15 protein-coding genes, 1 other RNA gene and 1 pseudogene are annotated in these 21829 nt (G+C 37.0%); 9 read left to right on the top strand and 8 right to left on the bottom strand.

The genetic code is table 11. The features are described 5' to 3' along the window. Window positions 1–358 precede the first annotated feature (358 nt). On the bottom strand, window positions 359–901 hold the full coding sequence (locus tag QUD79_RS12055) for a hypothetical protein (protein ID WP_184424153.1): 543 nt from the start codon (window positions 899–901) through the stop codon (window positions 359–361). Between the two features lie 233 nt (window positions 902–1134). On the opposite strand from QUD79_RS12055, the gene hsdR reads away from it, so the two are divergent. The 6 genes from hsdR (at window position 1135) to QUD79_RS12025 (ending at window position 12215) form a co-directional block, all read left to right on the top strand. Beyond that, window positions 1135–3588 carry an EcoAI/FtnUII family type I restriction enzme subunit R gene (hsdR, locus tag QUD79_RS12050; RefSeq protein ID WP_221435174.1) on the top strand — a complete coding sequence of 818 codons (2454 nt, stop codon included), beginning with the start codon at window positions 1135–1137 and terminating at the stop codon, window positions 3586–3588. 48 nt (window positions 3589–3636) lie between these two features. Continuing rightward, entirely contained in the window at window positions 3637–4374 is a 738-nt protein-coding gene (locus QUD79_RS12045) for a DUF3800 domain-containing protein (RefSeq protein WP_184424154.1), read from the top strand. A 137-nt stretch (window positions 4375–4511) separates the two neighbouring features. After that, a complete protein-coding gene (locus tag QUD79_RS12040; protein WP_184424155.1) occupies window positions 4512–6017 on the top strand; it encodes an N-6 DNA methylase in 1506 nt (501 codons plus the stop codon). Next, entirely contained in the window at window positions 6017–7897 is a 1881-nt protein-coding gene (locus QUD79_RS12035) for a restriction endonuclease subunit S (RefSeq protein ID WP_184424156.1), read from the top strand. The genes QUD79_RS12040 and QUD79_RS12035 overlap by 1 nt, the downstream gene beginning before the upstream one ends. Before the next feature lie 23 nt (window positions 7898–7920). After that, entirely contained in the window at window positions 7921–11601 is a 3681-nt protein-coding gene (locus QUD79_RS12030) for a reverse transcriptase domain-containing protein (RefSeq protein WP_184424157.1), read from the top strand. 161 nt (window positions 11602–11762) lie between these two features. Next, window positions 11763–12215 carry a DUF6988 family protein gene (locus QUD79_RS12025; protein ID WP_246454941.1) on the top strand — a complete coding sequence of 151 codons (453 nt, stop codon included), beginning with the start codon at window positions 11763–11765 and terminating at the stop codon, window positions 12213–12215. Window positions 12216–12226: 11 nt separating this feature from the next. Here QUD79_RS12025 and QUD79_RS12020 read toward each other — a convergent pair whose 3' ends face one another. The 6 genes and pseudogenes from QUD79_RS12020 to QUD79_RS11995 form a co-directional block, all read right to left on the bottom strand. Next, complete coding sequence (locus tag QUD79_RS12020) at window positions 12227–13108, bottom strand: hypothetical protein (protein ID WP_184424158.1); 882 nt, start codon at window positions 13106–13108, stop codon at window positions 12227–12229. Between the two features lie 153 nt (window positions 13109–13261). Then, window positions 13262–13552, bottom strand: coding sequence for a helix-turn-helix transcriptional regulator (locus QUD79_RS12015; protein WP_184424159.1), 291 nt, complete (start codon window positions 13550–13552; stop codon window positions 13262–13264). Between the two features lie 106 nt (window positions 13553–13658). Next, complete coding sequence (locus QUD79_RS12010) at window positions 13659–14327, bottom strand: hypothetical protein (protein ID WP_184424160.1); 669 nt, start codon at window positions 14325–14327, stop codon at window positions 13659–13661. A 718-nt stretch (window positions 14328–15045) separates the two neighbouring features. Continuing rightward, window positions 15046–16285: pseudogene (locus QUD79_RS12005) on the bottom strand (integrase domain-containing protein). Window positions 16286–16461: 176 nt separating this feature from the next. After that, window positions 16462–16812: a transfer-messenger RNA gene (gene ssrA / locus QUD79_RS12000) on the bottom strand. A 130-nt stretch (window positions 16813–16942) separates the two neighbouring features. Next, entirely contained in the window at window positions 16943–17743 is an 801-nt protein-coding gene (locus QUD79_RS11995) for a hypothetical protein (RefSeq protein WP_184424161.1), read from the bottom strand. Between the two features lie 432 nt (window positions 17744–18175). On the opposite strand from QUD79_RS11995, the gene QUD79_RS11990 reads away from it, so the two are divergent. After that, entirely contained in the window at window positions 18176–20269 is a 2094-nt protein-coding gene (locus QUD79_RS11990; RefSeq protein ID WP_184424162.1) for a winged helix-turn-helix domain-containing protein, read from the top strand. A 101-nt stretch (window positions 20270–20370) separates the two neighbouring features. Here QUD79_RS11990 and smpB read toward each other — a convergent pair whose 3' ends face one another. Next, window positions 20371–20859: an SsrA-binding protein SmpB gene (gene smpB / locus QUD79_RS11985; protein WP_184424163.1), complete on the bottom strand. Its 489-nt coding sequence runs from the start codon at window positions 20857–20859 to the stop codon at window positions 20371–20373. A gap of 153 nt (window positions 20860–21012) precedes the next feature. Between smpB and QUD79_RS11980 the strand changes: the two genes are divergently transcribed. Together QUD79_RS11980 and QUD79_RS11975 are read left to right on the top strand one after the other, a co-directional pair. Next, window positions 21013–21444 carry an SRPBCC family protein gene (locus QUD79_RS11980; RefSeq protein ID WP_184424164.1) on the top strand — a complete coding sequence of 144 codons (432 nt, stop codon included), beginning with the start codon at window positions 21013–21015 and terminating at the stop codon, window positions 21442–21444. Further along, entirely contained in the window at window positions 21445–21825 is a 381-nt protein-coding gene (locus QUD79_RS11975) for an RnfH family protein (RefSeq protein ID WP_184424165.1), read from the top strand. Window positions 21826–21829 lie beyond the last annotated feature (4 nt).

Genomic DNA, 21829 nt, shown 5'->3' with positions numbered 1-21829 from the left:
ATAGTCATCAATAGCATCTTCAATATCGTGTTGCCCACATCTAGATTGTTGAATTAATTTATTAGTATTTTTATTTGCTCTCATTCGTAAAAATACGAAACATAGAATGAATATAAACAATCCAATAATTATAAATACCATTGTATTACCTCTCCTACCAAGTTTTTAATACACACATTAATTCGTAAACCTTTACTTTCAATATTAACCTAAAAATAAAGCATAAACTAAAATTGTGAGTATTACTCTATGTTGATAAGGAAAATATTTTTAATCAAAATGCGCAAATAAAGAATTTTAATGCGCAGTATTTTTGAGTGAGAAATATAGATTTTTTGTTTTATTTTAATAGGTTGAGTTATGTTTGTTGTAGTTGACTATTATGATTTAAATCGTAATTTCGTTGTTTTTCAATTCGAGTCTTTGATGAAGTTCTCTTTATGAGTTCAATTTTACCAATACATCTATCAATTGATTGTTCGACAAGAAATAAAGCGTTCATTAATTTTATACAAGTTTCAACCCGAATATTTGTTTGCAGTTTTTCTTGTAACTTATTTATAGCTTGCATTGCCTTATGAATTCTAATTCTTGAAAGGCATAGTTCATCTTCTTCTGTAATAGCTACAACTTTTTGATTCGTTATATTGCAAAATATGTTTGAATAACCGCCGTGCTTTAATGCGTTTTGCGATCCTAGTGGAGGACCACGTCTTCTTTTTCTTTTTTTTAGCTCAGAGGGTGTAAAGTTAAGTAATTTGGCATTCTTAATTTTTAAATGTCTACGAGCAGTATCATAGTTTAATTGATTTTCTTTGCACCAAGATAAAACACTAACACCTGTTCTATTGTATTCAATTGCAAAATTAAATTTTATTTGTTCCCACTCTCTTTTATTCATGTTTAAAGCATTTAGCAGTCAATATTATCCAATTAGTATACTAGAAATATAGGCTAGCGAGTTGAAGATAAGTAATTAATTAGCAGCTGACGTTTTATTGTTTTTGTGAGCATTTCACTCTAGCGCTACATAAAAACTTAACTTAATTTAACCGGCTTATGAATTGACAAATTGTACTAAAAACTGCACTTTATAGTCCATCAGGGACAATGCCGTACTAACAAGACTAAATTATGGACAAAAAGAAGCTCAGCGAAACCGACATTATCAGCAAATTTATCATGCCCGCAGTGCTAAGCACTGGTTGGAACTTGATGAAACAAATTCGCCAAGAAGTTAAATTACGTGATGGTAAAGTAATTGTTCGTGGTCAAGTCGGTATGCGTAAAACCGTCAAGTCTGCTGATATCGTTTTATACCATAAACCAAGTATGCCATTAGCTGTGATTGAAGCTAAAGCAAATAAGCATGAAGTAGGCAAGGGCATTCAACAAGGCTTAGACTACGCGCGTTTATTAGACGTGCCGTTTATTTTTGCCTCAAACGGTGATGGTTTTATTTTTCACGATAAAACAGCCCCAGCCACTGGTGGCAAACTGGAAACGGAGCTTAGTCTTGATGAGTTTCCATCACCACAACAGCTATGGAACAAGTACTGTATTTTCAAAGGCTACACCACAGAACAACTTAGCTATATTACGCAAGATTTCTACGACGACGGTACTGATAAAGCGCCTCGCTATTACCAACTACAAGCCATCAATAAAACCATAGAAGCAATATCTAAAGGTGAGAATCGGATCCTTTTGGTTATGGCCACAGGTGTAGGTAAAACTTATACCGCATTCCAAATAGCATGGCGCTTATGGAAAGCTAAGAAGAAGAAACGAATTCTCTTTCTGGCAGATCGAAATGTACTTATAGATGACCCAAAGCGAAAAGACTTTTTACCCTTTGGTGACTCCATGACCAAAATTACTGGTCGCAAGGTTGATCCTGCGTACGAAGTTCACCTAGGCATATACCAAGCTCTGTCAGGGCCTGAAGAACACCAAAAAGCGTTCAAACAAGTGAGTCCAGACTTCTTCGATCTCATCGTTATTGATGAGTGTCATCGCGGTAGTGCAGCTGATGATAGCGCATGGCGTGAAATATTAGAGTATTTTGCATCGGCCACTCAAATTGGTCTTACGGCTACACCGAAAGAAACTGACGAAGTATCTAATATCGATTACTTCGGAGAGCCTGTTTATACTTACTCACTCAAAGAAGGTATTGAAGATGGTTTCTTGTCGCCCTATAAGGTCATTCGTGTCGATATTGATGTAGATATGCAAGGCTGGCGACCGACCAAAGGGCAAACCGATAATCACGGCGAGTTAATTGACGACCGCATTTATAACCAAAAAGATTTTGACCGAACCTTAGTTATTGATGAACGTACACAGCTAGTGGCTGAAACTATTACCAGTTATCTTAAACGTACCGACCCAATGGCCAAAACCATCGTTTTTTGTAACGATATTAATCACGCTGAACGTATGCGTAGAGCTTTAGTAAATTTAAACCCTGAGCAAGTAGCTAAAAACGAAAAATACGTGATGAAAATTACGGGTGATGATGAGTTAGGCAAAAACCAGCTTGAAAACTTCATGAACCCTAAAAAAGCTTATCCAGTAATAGCCACTACATCCGAGCTAATGACCACAGGTGTCGATGCGAAAACCTGTAAGCTGATCGTACTCGACCAAAATATACAATCAATGACCAAGTTCAAACAAATTATTGGTCGTGGCACACGTATAGACGATAAATTTAATAAACTCTGGTTCACCATATTAGATTTCAAAAAAGCCACCGAGCTGTTTGCAGATGAAAACTTCGATGGCGAACCCGTTCAAGTTATGGAAAAAAAATCAACAGACATTATTGATGGCGAGGGTGATATTGATGGTGAAATCGCACCAGATGCTTCAATTAGCGACATAGAAACACCTGATTATAAAACAACATCTAATGAACCAACCGACCCGGATGTACCGCAAGTTGATGGCGACTGGGACGAAACTTATAATGGTCCAATAACCGATGACGATGAAAAGAAACCTTTCATCAAGTTTCATATCTCAGGCGTAACAGTTAAAAAAATGGCAGAGCGTGTTCAGTATTACGATAGCGACGGTAAGTTAGTGACCGAATCCTTTAAAGATTACACCCGTAAAACCATACAAAAGCAATTTGCCTCACTTGATGACTTTACCCGTAAATGGAACGAAGCAGAGCGTAAACAAAGCATTATTGATGAACTCGCCAATGAAGGCGTAATTTGGCAAGCACTGGAAGACGATATTAGTAAAGATTTAGATCCCTTTGACCTAATTTGTCATGTTGCTTTCGACCAACCACCATTAACCCGTAAAGAACGTGCTAATAACGTGAAAAAGCGTAACTACTTCACTAAATACTCAGAGCAAGCACAAACGGTGTTAAGTAACTTGCTTGATAAATATGCAGATGCTGGCGTGAGTGAAATTGAAAGCATTCATGTGCTTAAAGTTCAACCATTTAATCAAATGGGCAAGCCAATGGAGATAGCAAAGAAAGCCTTTGGCGGCAGAAAAGAGTATGATCAAGCCATTACCGAATTAGAAAGCGAACTTTATCATAATGCAGATAAATCAGCTTAATAAGCTAGTTCTCATTCAAATGATGTTAGTCAAAAGCAGGAATGACACGTGTCTTTTAGTGAATATATAGTGTATGTAGATGAAGCTGGTGATCACAGCTTAGCGACGATTGATGCAGACTTTCCTGTGTTTGTTTTGGCATTCTGCATTTTTGAAAAACAACAATATATCAAGCAAACAACGCCAGCCGTTCAACAGTTTAAGTTTAATTACTTTGGTCACGACATGACCATATTACATGAGCGTGAAATACGTAAATCTATTGCTCCATTTAATATTTTGCAAAATAGTAATATACGGCAACATTTTATGGCTGACTTAAGTCAAATAATGAGTGAAGCACCATTTACCTTAGTGGCTTCGTGTATTGATAAACAAAAATTTATCCATAGACGAGGACGAATTGAAAACCCTTACCATGTTGCAATGCAGTTTGGGTTAGAGCGAGTGTTTTACTTTCTACAAGAAAGGCAACAGGTAAATCAAAAAACACATATTGTTTTTGAATGCAGAGGCAAAAAAGAAGATAACGAGCTTGAACTTGAATTCAGACGCTTACTCGATCAAAGCCAAATAAAAGGTATGGCTGAAACGCTAGATATAATTTTCGCAGACAAAAAAGTGAATTCAACCGGATTGCAATTAGCGGATATGGTCGCTCGACCTATTGGCCGCCATATTATGGAACCAACACAGCCAAATAGGGCATTTGATATAATAGAAACAAAGTTTAGAAGAAGCCCGCAGGGAAATATCAGAGGGTGGGGATTAAAGTGCTATCCCTAAAAAGCGAAAATCCCCGAGGTATTCCCCGAGGATATAGCGCCGACCGAGCATTCCCAGTCCACTTATAAGTAAAGTGTAAGAACTCGCCTCACATTTGTAAAGTATTAAACAAGATAAATCTAAAATAAGAGAAAAATATGTCAATTAGCTCAGTAATAAAATCCATTCAAGACATTATGCGTAAAGACGCCGGTGTAGACGGCGACGCCCAACGACTAGGGCAAATGTCGTGGTTACTCTTTTTGAAAATATTTGACGCGCAAGAAGAAGAACTCGAATTTGAATTAGACGACTACCAAGAGCCAATTCCAAGCGAATACTTATGGCGAAATTGGGCTGCCGATGACGAAGGCATTACAGGTGATGAGTTACTTGAATTTGTTAACGACAAACTCTTTGTTGATTTAAAAAACCTCACCGCGCCTATCAAGCTTAACCCGCGTGGTTATGTGGTGCGTGAAGCCTTTAGTGATGCCTTTAACTACATGAAAAACGGTACGCTACTGCGCCAAGTGATTAACAAGCTTAACGAAATAGATTTTACAGACTCAAATGAGCGTCATCTTTTTGGTGATTTATACGAGCAAATATTAAAAGATTTACAAAGCGCAGGTAACGCTGGCGAGTTTTATACCCCAAGAGCAATTACCCGTTTTATTGTTGACCGTATCGACCCACAATTGGGTGAAAGTATTATGGACCCTGCCTGTGGTACCGGCGGATTTTTAGCCTGTGCTTTTGATCATGTTAAAGAAAAATACGTTAAAACAGCGGAAGATCACCAAACCTTACAAAAACAAATACACGGTGTTGAGAAAAAACAATTACCGCACTTACTCTGTACCACCAATATGCTACTGCACGGTATTGAAGTTCCTGTACAAGTTAAGCATGGCAACACCCTTAATAAACCACTTTCAAGTTGGGATGATGAAATAGACGTTATCGTAACAAATCCGCCATTTGGTGGCACCGAAGAAGATGGAATTGAGAAAAATTTTCCTGCCGACACGCGAACCCGTGAAACAGCAGACTTGTTTTTACAGCTTATTATTGAAGTATTAGCTTCTCCTGGCAGTAATAAAAGTAATGGAAAATCAGGTGGTCGTGCTGCGGTAGTACTACCCGACGGTACGTTATTTGGTGAAGGTGTTAAAACCAAAATTAAAAAACTACTGACCGAAGAATGTAATTTACACACCATAGTACGTTTACCTAACGGCGTGTTTAACCCGTACACGGGCATTAAAACCAATATATTATTCTTCACCAAAGGTCAGCCCACTGAAAACGTCTGGTTTTACGAACATCCATACCCAGCAGGCGTTAAAAACTACAACAAAACCAAGCCAATGAAATTTGAAGAGTTTCAAACGGAAATAGACTGGTGGGGCAACGAGGCTGACGGTTTTGCATCACGTGTTGAAACCGAACAAGCATGGCAAGTCAGCATAGACGAGATTATTGCCCGTAATTTTAACCTTGATATTAAAAACCCACACATTGAAGAAACCGTAAGTCATGATCCGCAAGAACTCTTAGCCGATTACGCTAAACAACAAGCAGATATTCAAGCACTGCGTGACCAACTTAAAGGTATTTTATCTAACGCCTTGTCACCTGAAAGTAGTGAGGTGAAGTAATGGCATCTAATCGTCATTCTCGCGCAGGCGGGAATCCAGTTTCAGCATTAAACACTGATAACTTAATTACTGACAACTTAATTACAGATAACATTGATGTCTGGACGAGTGCCATTCAAAAGCGCAATTCACAAGGGCGTGGCAGTAATAGCAAGGTTGAGCTAGTTGGCATTAAAAAACTACGTGAACTGATTTTAGAATTAGCAGTGCGTGGTAAGCTAGTACCACAAGATCCAAATGATGAACCTGCTAGCGTGTTGCTTGAAAAAATAGCAGAAGAAAAAGCACAACTGATTGCTGATAAGAAAATCAAAAAGCAAAAGCCTTTACCAGCAATCGCAGATGAAGACAAACCGTTTGAATTACCTAATGGTTGGGAATGGGAGTACCTTAAAAATATAGGTCATGATTTAGGGCAAAAGTCACCAGATAAAGAGTTTAGTTATATTGATGTCGGCTCAATTAATAAAGAATTAGGAGTTATTGATACTCCAAATATATTGACGGCTGATAATGCACCATCACGAGCTCGAAAATTAGTTAAAAAAGGAACCGTGATTTATTCTACGGTACGACCATACTTATTAAATATAGCGGTAATTAATGATGATTTTTCGCCAGAACCTATAGCAAGTACGGCATTTGCTATTATCCATCCATTACCAGGTATTTTAGCTTCCTATATATATCGTTATTTACGTTCTCCTATATTCATCTCTTATGTGGAAAGTGTTCAAACAGGTGTTGCATATCCGGCAATTAATGATAAACAATTTTTTTCAGGAATGATTGCTATTCCACCTCTAGCTGAACAACACCGTATCGTCGCTAAAGTCGATGAATTGATGGCATTGTGCGATCAGTTAGAGCAACAAACTGAACAAAACCTAACATCACATCAAACCTTAGTGGAAGAATTGTTAAAAACATTAACCCAAAGTGTTAATGCAGATGACTTGACCGCCATGGATGGTGGAAATATCAGATCTAATGAAGATAGGGCAGGAGCAAATTCCTTTCAACAAAGCTGGTTGCGCATCGCCGAGCACTTTGATCTGTTATTCACCACCGAAGACAGCATAGAGCAACTAAAACAAACCATCTTACAGCTAGCGGTCATGGGCAAACTCGTGCCACAGAACCCAAGCGACGAACCTGCAAGCAAACTACTCGAAAAAATCGCCGAAGAAAAAGCCCAACTGATCAAAAATAAGAAAATCAAAAAACAAAAGCCACTACCTGAAATTACCGATGAAGAAAAACCGTTTGAATTACCAAATGGTTGGGAATGGTGCAGATTGCAAGATTCTATAGATGTACGAGACGGTACTCATGATTCACCTAAAGACGCTATTAGTGGTGAAACTTACCCATTGGTAACGAGTAAAGATTTCAATTCGGGTGATATAAACTTTGAGTCAGCCAGAAAAATTTCAGCTAAAGATCATTTTGAAATTAGTAAAAGATCGCTTGTTGAAGTGGATGATATCCTGTTTTCAATGATTGGAGGGAACATCGGAAATCAGGTGATAGTAAAAGATGAAAGACCATTTAGTATAAAAAATGTTGCTCTATTTAAATATTACGACAAAACAGCAACTGAACCTTATTATTTTAAAATATATACAGAAAATCTTGCTAGTGTTCTACAGGATTCTGCGGTAGGTGGTGCTCAACCTTTTATTTCATTAGGGGCTTTGCGTAAATTAGTTTTTGCTTTACCACCATTAGCAGAACAACACCGCATCGTCGCTAAAGTCGATGAACTGATGGCGTTATGTGACCAACTCAAAACCCGACTAGCTAATTCCCAAACCACACAACTCCACCTCGCCGATGCCGTCGTCGAAAACGCATTAACTGAAGAAGTTAGTCGTTAATAAACTCAATCAGGGATGATGACATGAAACAAATTACAGAATTTTATCGCTCGTTAAAGCCAAGTATTAATTATTTAGCAGATGAAGTGGTGATAGCCCAAGCGTGGAAAAAAACACACGGTTATATTCGCTCTTTTAACTGGTATGCCGATACGTTGGCCTTAGATGTTTCAGCATTAACGATTGAAGACAATGCGAAAAAATGGGCTGGGCAAATTAAACAAGGTAATACGCTTAACCAACTTGAATTAGTACCCGCAGCCAAAAGTGAAGCTTGGCTTTTTGATAGCAAGGGGTGGCATCCTAAAGACATAACAAAGCGAGCTGATAAAGTACCATTAAGACCACTTGCTCATTTAACCATTCGCGATCAGACATGGGCGAGTGCAGCCATGCTTTGTTTAGCGGATGCTGTAGAAACGGCACAAGGTAATTGTAGTAATAAAAATCAAAGCTTTGAAATGGCACGTGCGCGTAAAATCTATAGTTATGGCAATCGTTTAGTTTGTGACTGGAATAGTAAAGATAAAGCGTGGTTTCGTTGGGGAAATAGTGAAACGTACCGTAAGTTTTTTACCGATTATCAGAATTTTTTAAAACGGCCACTTGATCTAGGTCGTTTAGTTTCTACGCAGGCTTTAGGCTCTGAAGATGTTTTTATTGTAAATCTCGATCTCTCTAAGTTTTATAACACCATTGATATTAATGTGTTAATAGAACGTCTTAAAGTCATATCAACAAACTTTGGGCATGAAGAGTGTGATGAATTTTGGACAGCATTTAAGCTCATTACTCATTGGCAATGGGATCAAGCCGATATTGATTTAGCGAAAACGTTAAAGTTAGGCGATATTGAAAAAGGATTACCACAAGGGTTAGTTTCTGCTGGTTTTTACGCTAATGCATATCTAGCAGATTTTGATCAAAAGCTCGGTGATAAAATAGGTAAGGTATTATCAAATAAAGGCAATGTTGTCTTACATGATTATTGCCGCTATGTAGATGACTTGCGCCTTGTAATTAGTGCTGACGGGATAACACCGCAAGTCTTGGCAAAAGACATTAATACTATTATTGAAAAGCTTTTGAAAACCTTTGCTGGCGATGATGTAACTCTTAATCAAGAGAAAACCAAAGTTACTTTTTTATCTGATCTTGATAATAGCGGAAGTATGGCTAACCGTATTGAAATGATTCAAGGTGAGTTAAGTGGACCGGCAGATCGTGATGTTTTGGACTCTACTACGGGTATTTTAGAAAGCTTACTGACAATAGAAGACGAATCTACGCCAGAGCTTGATAGTAACCATTCTGATTTAGCCTTATTACAAATATCGAGTTTTGACCATGATATTAGGCCTGATACTTTAAAGCGATTTGCTGCAAACAGATTAGAGAGCATTGTTAGAAGTAAAAGACGCATTATCTCAATTGATGCTGACGAAAGTTTGCATGAAGGCAGTAATGAATTACTCGCCAAAAAACTTATTCTCGCGTGGATGAAAGATCCATCACTTGCTTTGGTATTGAGAAAAGCTATTGAAATATACCCTGATGCAGAGTTATTTGAACCGGTGTTTGACGCGATATTTGAGCGCAGTAGTTTTGCTAAAACTCTAACAGCCGTAGATAGCACAACCCAAATAATGATGGATTATTTACTTGCCGACTTATTTAGGTGTGCAAGTGATTTCAATGGTTATTTTCAGGTGATAGCGTACCCTTCAAATATCAAACCTACAGCAGTAATTGAGCTATTAACACGCTATGCTCAAAAAGTTATAGCTAAAGAAGATGTATCGCCATTTACTATTCGACAAGCGTTGATGTTGTTAGCCGTTACCAATAAACCTATTTTAAGTAATACAGGTAATGATTCAATTCAAAAAGATCTTCACTGTATTTTGGTTAATAAAGCTTCAGTGTATCAATCACAACGCAGTGCATTATTTGAAGTTGCCGCGCAAATAACAGGGAATTTTGATACTTATGCATCGTTGTTCTTAGAGCAAATTGAAGCGCTAGGTGACAAACGTTATGGTGCTTTAGAATTATTTTCAAAACGCGGTGGTCCTTTTTGGCTAGCACTTTGGAAACAATTAAATAAAAAAGTAGCCTTTAAAGAAATAGCCACCCAATTGAAATGGGCGGCCCCGCAGATTTCATCACAGCCCAAGCCTCGAAAACAAACTTTGGCTAAAATTATTTGTTCTGACATCAATGGTTTTGAGTTTGAACATGCATTAATAAAATTAGCACTTGGCCTTGTTCAAGAAGCGCAGGTTAATCCAATAATAATAGCTAAATCACCTAACGAAATAACAGTAAAATTAAGCCAGCAATATAACTGGGATAAAGTTTGGTTATCTGAAGTTAAGAGTATTGAATGTAAAGTAACTAAGTCTGATATAGGTATTGATCCAAGGTTTAGGATACCTGATTGGGTTGAGACAAATTTAACTGTAGATAACAGAATAATCTATTGGATAGGTACAATCTTAAGGGCTTCAGTGTTAGGTGGCGCAGATTTTACAGGTAGTCGCTGGAAAGCAAGTAAAACGGTCACTTACAAAGGGCTACGAACAAGTTGGTATAAACGTAGAATGGGAATGATGCATGCACCAGAATCCATTATTGGTGAGTTTGCAACCGTAAGTGGGTGGTTTTCTGATTTGTTGATGAGGTGTTTACAGTGGCCTGGATTTGAATCTACTTTTGTTCAACATAAAGATGTTCGTGCAATCCTCGATTTAGAAACATTTACTGATTGTATAGAAAGACGCTTAACTTATTTGAATAGTTTGATATGTAAGTCTTCATCTTTACCTGTATTACCAACTGAGGTTTTTAGACCAAATAAAAGGGAAAACTTCAGAATAGTAACCGTTCAGCAATTATTACCAAGATCTACAGATTTTAGTATCGCTGATGTGCAATTAAATAATGAGGCGTTTAGGGCTAAACATCGTGAACATTTATTAGCTGTTTGTCAGCTTACGGTTAAAACATTAGAAGCGAAATTAAATGGTGATGGTGATGAAAAGAAGCCATCTGCTGATCTTATTGTATTCCCAGAAGTTTCTGTTCATATTGATGATCAAGATGTTATTAAGAGACTAGCAGATAAAACCCAATCAATTGTTTTTGCTGGCTTAGTGTTTACTGATCACAAGGGGAAGTTAGTCAATATTGCCCGATGGTTCATTCCAGATTATAGAGAAAGTGGCAGACAATGGGTGATCAGAGATCAAGGCAAAGAGAATATGACTCTACCAGAGCAAAAGTTAGGTATTACTGGCTATAGGCCTTGTCAGCATATCCTTAAAGTACATGGCCACCCTGATGGTCCATTTAGCGTCACAGGTGCTATTTGTTATGATGCTACCGATATTCGATTAGCCGCTGATTTACGAGATAAATCAGAATTATTTGTAATAGCCGCTCACAATAAAGATGTGAATACGTTTGATAACATGGCTTCTGCATTGCAATACCATATGTATCAACATGTGGTTATTAGTAATATTGGCGAGTTTGGAGGCTCAACAATTCAAGCCCCATATAAACAACCTTATGACCGCTTAATTTCTCATGTGCATGGTGTGGGACAAATCGCTATTAGTACCGCCGATATTGATTTAGGAGCATTTAAGCGAAAATCTAAAAAGTATAAAGAAGTAAAAACTAAGCCTGCTGGAGTTTAGACTTTATGGATGACTTATTAGAAAAATCAGAAACGTTAAGTAGCGAGTTTAGTCGTATTTTCAACTATGGCCCCACAGATGAAAGTAAGTGTATCACTCAAGTTGGATTATGTCCTTAGTGGCTTTAGGGCACAGCGAAAGTGCCAGGCAAAGTTGTCTTCATGGCAACTATTTGTCAGCTATTTATATCTCAATCTGAAGCGTTAACACGTGCTGCTTGGTTACTTTATGCCGCCAGTGATGAGAAAATTGAAAATACAACGGCGACTTTGAGTGAATTGTCGCAAAATGCAGATCAAAAACCGTCTAACGCGAAAATGCTCAAAGCATTAAAAGGTAAAGCCCCTGAACAAGCTGACTTGATGTTAAACGAATTTAGGGATGTACAGTGGAAAGGGCTAAATTCATACATTCACGGCGGTATACACGCATTGCAAAGGCATGGTGCAGGATATCCTGAGCAGTTAGTCATTGATATTGTTAAATCATCAAATGGCTTATTAAGCATGACGGCTATGATGGCAGCAATATTAACCGGCAATCAAGTTATTGCAAAAGATGTGTCTCAAATCCAGCGTCGACATGAAGAGTGTTTGCCTTCCTTATTAATTTAACTTCTTTGGCTTTAGTGACGACTATTTTTGTTAAATTCTGTCATTACTTCTTTAAACTCTTCAGAGGTAAATGCTGCTTCCCAATCTTCTAGCCATTCATCGACAGTTTGCACTTCTGGTTGTTTATTTTTAATTAGTGGCTTGTTATTCGGGGTTTCAGTTCGATTATATTTATAACTATCTAAAGTACTTATATCTGCATTAGTAAACTCTTCTATTACTTCCTTCCTTATATACTTATTACCGTGGTTTGAGATACACGTACTTTTATTGGTCGCTAACCCTTTACTGGTAGGCTCTGGAGAGATACTCTTAGCGGTAAGAATTAGTGGTTGGTTAGCGGTTTTTTGGTGAAAGGTAAGAGATTGCTTAGCGGTCAAACTTTCAGTTACTTGAGCATTTTTAGGCTTCTTAAGCTTATTCAATATTTCATGATAGGTAACTTCAAGTAAAGTTAACTTTTTATCTTTAATCCTATCTTTAGAGTCTATTTCTCCAGTAAAAGTTAGTTGCTTTAACTTTCCCATACATTCGTAAAATTTTGATAATGACTTAGGTAAAGCCAAACCAGTAGAAAGCCAAAATTTATAAAAACTACTTCTTTCACCTACAATAAACTGTTTATTAGGTAAGGGATCTCCTTTTTTACCATATTTACTTTTTCTACTTCTTTTTAGGTTAGCGTTAAAAATAATGTAAGCATTTTTGCGTGAAAGTAAATCAATAAACTGCAATGTTACACCTGGGCTTTTATTTTGGCCGTAATTCCCCGTGGTGTAGCTGATATACTGTAGTGGAATACAATTGAATAAGTTACAAATGTCATTTATCAGTAAAGTTCTATTTTGCTTTAACCAGCATACAGGAACGGGTAAACCACTATTAGGTTGCATGATTAACTTACCTTTGACAATGGATACCTCGTCCCCTCTATTTATTAATTTCACTAATAAACTGGAGCTACTATCAATAGTATTATTTAATTTAGGAGTCATGTTCATTTACACAGGTGTAAGCGAGCTTTTAAGAGCTTTACTCACAGCTCCTTAACCTAGTAAGTTATGACGTTGTTCAAGTAACCCCTTTACGAGATTCTTTATTTCTTCTTGCGTTTTGCTTGTAGCCATAGCAATGATCACTGCTGTTAATTCATGCTTAAAGTAACCAACAGAGTTTGCACCAAGGTTTATTCCTGCAGGTAACAGACCTTCGTTAATTTTGATGTGAAAATTACTTTTAGAAATGCCAAGCATCTTTAGTGCTTGTGGTTTACGAATTATTTGTAAATCTTGTGTAGCTAATTGGATTGCAGGGATGTGATGTTCAGTGTGGTTCATGATTCGCCTCAGTTGTTTGTGTTTGGATTAACTGAGAGAAATTTATAGACTTAGTTGTGTAGTTAGTGGCAATTACCAAAAATAATTGGCAATTGCCAAGAATAATTTAGATATCTTTAAGGTAGTTTAATCCTTTACTAATCCTTTCTCGCAAAGCTCTATCCTTTAAACCAGTATCATCATCTGGTAAATATTTTGATAATTCTATAGCAACCTGATTAATTACTGGCTTTTCCGTGTCACCTAATATATTACCTTTTGAATGAGTTAATGCTTTTGTTAAAAGTCCTATTGTTTTATAGAGGTTTTTACGTTCTTTATCGGAAAAGTCAACACAGCCATTTATGTGTGTTAAAGATAAGCCAAATAAGGAAAAATCAGTTCTATATATAAATACATTATGAAGTGTTACCTCTTGATATAACTTTTTATATGAATCAGGTGATGGTGAATAATTTGTAATGTCTTTTGATGATACCGAAATCAACCTATCGCCAATATAGTCACTATTTTCAGTTGAAAATGAAAAAATTTTATACTGATTTTCATTTCTTTCTATTAAATTGAAGTAAAAATTTTCTACTTGATGAGCCCACATTTTCAAGAAAGAGCTATGATAGCTTAGTGTGCATGGATTTGGACTGTTTATTATACGAATATAACCACAATATCTTATATATGCAGGAATGTCTTTAGATTGAATGGTATACAGTATGTCTACAGCAGGTATTTTCCAAAGATTAGATAGTTCATCTATTGAATAATATTCTTTCATTCGTAACCTCAACACAAGACCTCAATGAAAAAGCCAAGCCAAAGCGGTGAGGTTACCGCCCGTTCGGGAGCTACCCTAGACTTGATTAATTAGCATTTTAGCTAGATCATGTTTATTTCACCAGTGCTATTTATTCGTCATTGACTGTGGTTGGTCAAACTAGTAATCAATAGCGTTTCTATTGGTGGGTAACGTAAGCTTAATTAATAGTGCTTAATATTAACATTTGTTAACATTTTGGTTATTCTTAGTGATACATCAAATTAAAGGTGAGGTTTTAAGAGGTTTTCAATATCGTTTTTTGTTAGGTTTTGAACGAATTAAATACTTTAACTATCATAAAAAGTTTTCTTATTTATTACACGTAAAAATTGACTTAAGGAGCTGTACTAGCAACATTACCTAACCTCAACAATTAAATAGCCCCACTACTGATTTAATATTACTCTACTGATCTGTACCTCCCTATTACAGTGCGTAGAATATCGGCCCGACTTGCAAACATACTTAAACGCCATTCATGTTTATTCTGTCTGCACAATACAATGTCACCCTCTTTAGCTGTTCGCTTTGGTCACACATAAGCAATATTACCCGTTTAATGTCGTCAATATCGCTTAATACTTCTAGTTGGATTGTGTTGATCAAATCTAGGCTGTGGCTAGTTGCTTGATAACCCATTATTTACCTATTTTAAATGTAAAAGCTAACACTATATTTAAACTACTTTTAACAATTTAGTACCTGATAATGAAAAACTACCCGTTGAACATTTTTCGATATGCTCAGACCACCACATCATCATTTTTGCTCTGCGCTTTAAGTAATCTGCTCTGTTATATGCCCGTCTAACTTCATTGCCGTCAACGTGTGCTAGTGCTGCCTCAATTACATCACTGTCAAACCCTTGCTCATTCAGTGTTGTACTAGCAAGGGCGCGTAAACCGTGAGCAACTAGCTTTCCGTGGTAACCCATTCTTTTGATAGCTGCATTCGCAGTTTGTTCATTAGCGTGTTTCCTTGGATCTCTATCAGCAGGGAAAATAAATTCTCTATGGCCGGTTATTGGTTTAATTGCGGTTAATAAACTTAACGATTGCTCAGTTAACGGTACGGAATGAGCTCGTTTTTTTTTTCATGCGATCTGCAGGTATGTTCCATAAGTTATTTTCAAAATCAATTTCTGACCACTTTGCACCGGCAGCTTCACTTGGGCGTGCAATGGTATGCAGTTGCCATTCAATTAAATATCGCGTGACTATCTTTATACTAGCGATACTTAATGCTCTCATGAAGTCAGGTAATTCATCGGGCTTAATCGTTGGCATATTCTGCTTTTTAGGTTTTTCAAAAGCTGCTTTAATACCAGTTAATGGGTTTGAATGAATAAGCCCCGTATTAACAGCGAAGTTCATAATTTCGTTTAACCGTTGGTTAATGCGTTTTACTGTTTCAAGGCTACCTTTTTCAGCGATAGGTGCAATGGTTTTTATTGCTATCGGAGCTGTTATTTCTGAAATAGGGCGTTTACCAATATAAGGAAAAACATGTAGTTCAAGAGAGCGCCAAATATCTTCAGCATAATTTGGTGTTACTGCTGACTTCTTTACTTGAAACCACTTCTTAGCAACATTAAGCAGAGTGTTTTCGATTTTCTCTTTTTGATGATTTGATATACTGTCCCTGTGCTCCATTGGATCAATGTTTTTAGCGAGCAATGTTCTGGCTTCCGCTCGTAATTTTCGAGCATCAGCTAAAGAAATATCAGGGTACTTTCCAAAACCTAAATTTACTCTTTTTTTAGTATATGGCCGAGAATAGTTTAGTAACCAAAGTTTAGATCCATTTGGTTTTATTCTTAACTGTAAACCTTCACCGTCTGATAAGTTGTATTCTTTATCTCTAGCTTTAGCCTGTTTAACTTCAGTATTAGTCAGTGGGGTAGTAATTCTAGCCATGATATTCCCTTTTTAGTAACACCAAATTTAGCAATGTTGCTCAGTGTTACAATTGATGTTACTAAAATTATAGGATTCTATCAAACGGGAAAAGACGCTATAGGTCAGTGTTTACGGATAACATGTTGATTTTAGAAGAAAAAAAAGACGCCCTAGGACGTCTTTGATTATGTATGTGGTGGAGCTGGCGGGATTTGAACCCGCGTCCAAAAAACCTACATCCTCGGTACTACATGCTTAGTCGATTATTTATTTAACCAATTAGACGCCAACCGACAGGCTTCGTCATGGTGAGCTTGATACTATTTCGCGGTTCAGCCTCAAGCGTGCTTCCCTCGCTATCCTATTTAGGGTGACCATCGATTCTCAAGACAATAGGAGAGTCTTTAAGGCGATGGCTAGCATTAAGCTGCTAGTGCGAACGTTTCGTCGTTTGCAATTATAGTTTTGCGGCTTTTTACGAGGCCAACCGCCCCTCGGCATGCACCTTGGGTTTCGTGAATCTTGTCGAATCCTGAATCAGCCCCGACTAGTCTTTTACCCTTGGTATCAAACATACTAATTAGTTGCCTAGTTAGTAATAGCTGTATTCTACCCTCTATATCAACCTACAACAAGCGCTAAGCAATATCTTTTTGTTTTTTATAATACTATTACTTAACTTTCGAAATTACATGGTTGATTTGCCGCAATGGCTTCTGATGCAAACTGTTTTAAAAATTGTTGTGTTGGCTCATCTACATTCAGATCTTCTATATAGGGGAGTGAATCAGCAGACTCTCCGGTAATCACTTCATAAAAAATATAGGCAGTAAATAGTCTTCCTAATAAAGAGGCATGATTTCCATCGCTACTATGCAGTGGAATTTGAGGATCAATGGCAAGTATATTGTCCCAAGCTAACCCTACGGGTGCAACACATGCTCTTTGAGAAGCTGATATCCCAGTATGAATTAGATGAATTCTAGTTGCTTCTTCTGTATTACCTTTTCGTGGATGTTCGGGAAATAATATTGGGGTTATGTTGTTTTTCTTTGCTTTGGCTATCCATTCTTTAGTTGGGGCTGTAGGGTAGATATAAGCGCCAGATTCAGAATACTTTTGCCCTTGTAAAATAATATGTGTCCATGGCTTAGTGTTTAATAAAACTTCTCTAGACTGTTTTGTTGCTTGATTATCTAAAAAGCCACCACCTGCGGTTACAACATTAACAGCTGCGTACGGGTTGCCTACGTTAATAAGATTTTTTATTATGGTACCAAGCCCCGCAGTATGGCTATTGCCAAATAATACAATTTCATAGGTATTAGAAAAACGGTTGTCTGGTATAGCTAAATTGGTAACAGAAATATCTTCTTTAATTTTATCTTTAATGATTTCTGGCTCACTCTTGTTTGATCCTCCAGAGCAGGCTGTTAGGTAAAATACTATAATGATTATACTGTAAATTGTGCGCATAATACTTCCTGTGTTGACTTTTGCTCGAAACTGATTATTACGCCGGTGTACTATTGTTTTTTTTATATAAATTTTACTATCGATTTTGTTAATTTTTTCTAATAGTATACGGCGTAAAGTTTGAACCCACAGTCTGTCTGTTTATTGATTTAACACAATAAAGAGGGTGTGATGGTTTAGTAATGATTTGATAATGATTGATAACTTATACCAGTTTCATTAATAAAATGATCTACTTTATACGCAGTAAGAACAGTCAATTACAAGCTGTTTATTTTTATAACGAGTTGTTCTGGGTAATTATGCTCCTGCATTGCCAACATAAGCTACATCCTTGTAGCGATAATTATAAAATAAATAACGTGGCAGTTGATTCTTTTAGCAAGTAGAAATGATCACATAGTCAGTGAGATTGGTATCATAAGGATTTTAATGCGCTTTCTCTTTGGTGATATTGTGGTTGACGTAACACAGGTAAAGTTAACTAAAAATGAAACACAACTAGAGTGTGAACCTCGGGTATTTGAGCTGTTAGTGTACTTTTGCAAGCACCCCGATAAAGCGATTTCACGCGATGAGCTTGTAACATATGTTTGGGGCGGTCGGGTAGTTAGCGATGCGGCAGTAAATAGAGCTGTTAGTGAATTACGTAAATTGCTGGAAGATAATCCATCGTCACCCATATGGATAAAAACAGTGAGTAAAGTAGGGTATCGCTTAGCAGTTACTCCTACTATATTAACGCAAAGTGTAGCTGGCGATGCACAAGAAAGTGGTGAGTTACCTCACGATTTAAGCCAAGCTATTTATGCAGCACAAGGCAAGAGTGCAATTTCAGCATGGCTGAGAAGTAAGTCTTGGCTTTTTGTAATAATAGCCGCAGCTTTAATATTAGTACTGTTTATATTTTACAATATCAAAAAAACTGTCTTAGAAAGTAAGAATAATCAGTTTCATTTATTAAACCAATATGCAGTGACTACCACAAAAGGTAGTGCATTTAACCCTTATTACCATGCTAGTTCGGCGACACTTTTTTTTCTATTTCGCGAAAACTCTACTGCGTATGCGCAGGTGTATATGCAAAAAGAGAGTGAAGCAGCGCAAATTATTTCGACGGATGACTATTATTACACCGATGTTATTTATGGAGGTAATGGTTTTGTCTATGCCTCCAGGCTAAATAACCTAGAACAAAGGCATTGTGAAGTTGTGAAAATTAACCTTCAAACAAAAGATCAAAGTCTGATAACTGACTGTGGCGAAGGTGTTATTACTCAACTTGCGTTTGATCAGAAAAAAAATAGACTAATCTATCAATCTAGACCCAGTATATCTGAGCCATACGCATTGTATTCTTATCTAATGGATACGGGAAGAAAACAGCAACTTACTCATCCAGTTCAAGTGGGTAATAACACAGGTGATTATGCTTTCGCATTGTCACCTAGTGGTCGAATGCTCGCAGTTATTGAGTATCTAGGTGAAGGTGTTGATAAAATTAAGCTGCTTGACCTAAACACTCTTCAGGTAATTGTAAGTAAGGCTTTTATAAATAATGTTTATGGTTTAGTTTGGCGTTCTGAACACCAAATTTTAGCGTCAAATGCTGATGGTTTATTTGAGTTTGATACCAAAACAATAACATTAACTGCCAAAGAGCAGAGCGATCAGTTTGGTCGCCTGTCTTTGGGAGGAAATAGCCGAACGCTACTGACAGAGCGTGGCCAAAAAACGATTAATATTTTTAGTTACTCAACTAATGATGCGTCGATAAAGGCTTTAACCTCAAGTCGAGGGATTAGCTTAATGCCTGTATTTGGCAATAACTCTAACATTATGGCTTTCAGATCGAATAGAACAGGTACTGATAAAGTGTTTATTCAGCCAGAGAGCAAGCCTGCTTTCATCGCAGAGTTCAATTCGGTTATAGAAAGTATTGGCACTATGGCGTGGTCTGATAACGATGAGCAGCTTGTTGCTAGTATTAATAATGCATTATATCTATATTCTTTAACCGATAAGCGTTGGACCGCATTAGCAAAAGAATTCACAGGCGTGCACTATGTCACGTTTGTTGATGATTCGATAATGTTTAGTGCCGAGGTTGATAGCCAGTGGAATATTTGGACGTTATCACTTCATAACGAACAGGAAGAGATCAGTCAAGTAACATTTAAAGGCGGTTATAGTATTCAAGGTAATACCAATGAGGTTTTTTACACCAAATTTAATATCAGTGGCTTGTATAAGTTAGATTTAAAGTCAGGAGTAGAGTCACTACTTATTGAAAACTTTCCTATTGCTGGCTGGCGACACTGGCAATTACGGGATAATAAAATATATTATTTAGCAGATAAAACGTACAAGGAGCTAAACCTTAATTCAAACATTACGCAAACACTGCATAACTTTGATGAGCGTAAACCCAACAGTTGTAATATGGCTTTTCAACATAACTTTTTTGCTTGTGAGCAAATTGAGCTAAGTACCAGTAATATCTGGCATATGCAGTTATCGCAGTAGTAACTTAGGCAAAGTTATTTTGAATAAGGTGCTTAGTTTGTTTATTACAAAACTTTAAGCACCTATTTAACTTGAGTTATAACTTGAATTTGGTTGAAAGGTTATTTGTCTAAGTTTTTATTTTTTAGTATGCGACCTTTATCTACTTGCCACTCTCTATCTTTAATATCGGCACGTTTGTCATGGTCTTTTTTACCTTTACCTAAGTAAAATTCAAGCTTTACCCAACATTTTTTCCAGTACATTGCAGTGGCAATTAAAGAATAACCTTCACGCTCTACAGCACCTACAAGCTGATCTAGCTCTCTTCGGTTGAGTAAAAGTCTACGAGGACGCACAGGGTCGCATACCACATGGCTTGATGCGGCATTAAGTGGCATTATTTCTGCACCCACAAGGAAAGCTTCGCGATCTTTAATCATAACGAAACACTCAGAAATGTTTACTTTTCCGCTGCGAATACTTTTAATTTCCCAACCTTGTAAGCTCATACCCGCCTCGTACTTATCTGACAAGGTGTAGTTATGACGAGCTTTTTTGTTGAGTGCTATAGTGTTGCTATTTGCTTTTTTTGATTTTTGCTTTGCCATAATTCTTCCATATTTAACGGCGCCATTATACGTATTACTACAAGGTTTTAAATGGTTTTTAACAATTGAATGTATTTATCTTTGATTTTTTGCATTCTAATGTGTTTTTCGTCAAGTTTTGGTATGATATTCGCCATTAATTAAGGAGAGAAGATGCCCGTAGTCAGTCGCAATGCTTTAGTGATGTTTAGCGTTGAACAAATGTATCAGTTAGTAAATGATGTTCTCGCTTATCCGCAGTTTTTACCAGACTGCTCTGATAGTAAAATACTTCAGCAGCAACCTAATAAAATGAAGGCTGCACTTTTAGTGTCAAAAGGCGGTTTAACAAAGTGGTTTACGACAGAAAACACCTTAATTGAAAATAAACAAGTATTGTTGAACTTAGTCGATGGGCCTTTTAAACGCTTACAAGGAAGTTGGAGTTTTACACCTTTATCTGATGAGGCTTGTAAAATTAGTTTAGAGCTTGAATATGAATTTTCAAGCAAGGTTTTCGACTTAGCGTTTGGCCGTGTTTTTAATAGCTTAGCCAATAATATGGTGCAAGCGTTCTCTCAACGAGCAAAAGAGGTTTATGGCTAAATGACTACTAAAAAAATTGATACACAAACCGAACAAGGTAACCAGATCCAGGTTGAAGTTGTTTATGGCGTGCCCCACAAGCAAGAAATTATTACTATATCTGTAAAGCAGGGAACTACTATTGCTCAGGCGATCGATTTATCGGGTATTAAATCAATTTTTAAAGAAATTGACCTTACTAAACATAACGTAGGTATTTGGAATCGCTCAGCTAAATTAACTGATGTTGTAAATGATTTAGATCGTATAGAAATTTATCGGCCGTTAATTGCTGATCCAAAAGAGGTGCGTAAGCGACGTGCTGAAAAAGCAAAGCTTGAGGGAAGGGCTGATAAAGTTACTGGAGGGAGAGTTGATCCACGCCGTGGAAAGTCAGACTAATATA

The sequence above is a fragment of the Thalassotalea piscium genome (assembly GCF_030295935.1).
Taxonomy (GTDB): domain Bacteria; phylum Pseudomonadota; class Gammaproteobacteria; order Enterobacterales; family Alteromonadaceae; genus Thalassotalea_B; species Thalassotalea_B piscium.
The sequence above is the reverse complement of the archived record's forward strand: the minus strand, read 5'-3'. Positions and strand labels throughout refer to the sequence as shown.

What these genes read in the sequence shown, in the direction of transcription:
- QUD79_RS12055 (WP_184424153.1), bottom strand. Translation starts at nt 901, where the DNA reads ATGAATAAAAGAGAGTGGGAACAAATAAAATTTAATTTTGCAATTGAA.
- hsdR (WP_221435174.1), top strand. Translation starts at nt 1,135, where the DNA reads ATGGACAAAAAGAAGCTCAGCGAAACCGACATTATCAGCAAATTTATC.
- QUD79_RS12040 (WP_184424155.1), top strand. Translation starts at nt 4,512, where the DNA reads ATGTCAATTAGCTCAGTAATAAAATCCATTCAAGACATTATGCGTAAA.
- QUD79_RS12035 (WP_184424156.1), top strand. Translation starts at nt 6,017, where the DNA reads ATGGCATCTAATCGTCATTCTCGCGCAGGCGGGAATCCAGTTTCAGCA.
- QUD79_RS12030 (WP_184424157.1), top strand. Translation starts at nt 7,921, where the DNA reads ATGAAACAAATTACAGAATTTTATCGCTCGTTAAAGCCAAGTATTAAT.
- QUD79_RS12025 (WP_246454941.1), top strand. Translation starts at nt 11,763, where the DNA reads ATGGCAACTATTTGTCAGCTATTTATATCTCAATCTGAAGCGTTAACA.
- QUD79_RS12020 (WP_184424158.1), bottom strand. Translation starts at nt 13,108, where the DNA reads ATGCAACCTAATAGTGGTTTACCCGTTCCTGTATGCTGGTTAAAGCAA.
- QUD79_RS12015 (WP_184424159.1), bottom strand. Translation starts at nt 13,552, where the DNA reads ATGAACCACACTGAACATCACATCCCTGCAATCCAATTAGCTACACAA.
- QUD79_RS12010 (WP_184424160.1), bottom strand. Translation starts at nt 14,327, where the DNA reads ATGAAAGAATATTATTCAATAGATGAACTATCTAATCTTTGGAAAATA.
- QUD79_RS11995 (WP_184424161.1), bottom strand. Translation starts at nt 17,743, where the DNA reads ATGCGCACAATTTACAGTATAATCATTATAGTATTTTACCTAACAGCC.
- QUD79_RS11990 (WP_184424162.1), top strand. Translation starts at nt 18,176, where the DNA reads ATGCGCTTTCTCTTTGGTGATATTGTGGTTGACGTAACACAGGTAAAG.
- smpB (WP_184424163.1), bottom strand. Translation starts at nt 20,859, where the DNA reads ATGGCAAAGCAAAAATCAAAAAAAGCAAATAGCAACACTATAGCACTC.
- QUD79_RS11980 (WP_184424164.1), top strand. Translation starts at nt 21,013, where the DNA reads ATGCCCGTAGTCAGTCGCAATGCTTTAGTGATGTTTAGCGTTGAACAA.
- QUD79_RS11975 (WP_184424165.1), top strand. Translation starts at nt 21,445, where the DNA reads ATGACTACTAAAAAAATTGATACACAAACCGAACAAGGTAACCAGATC.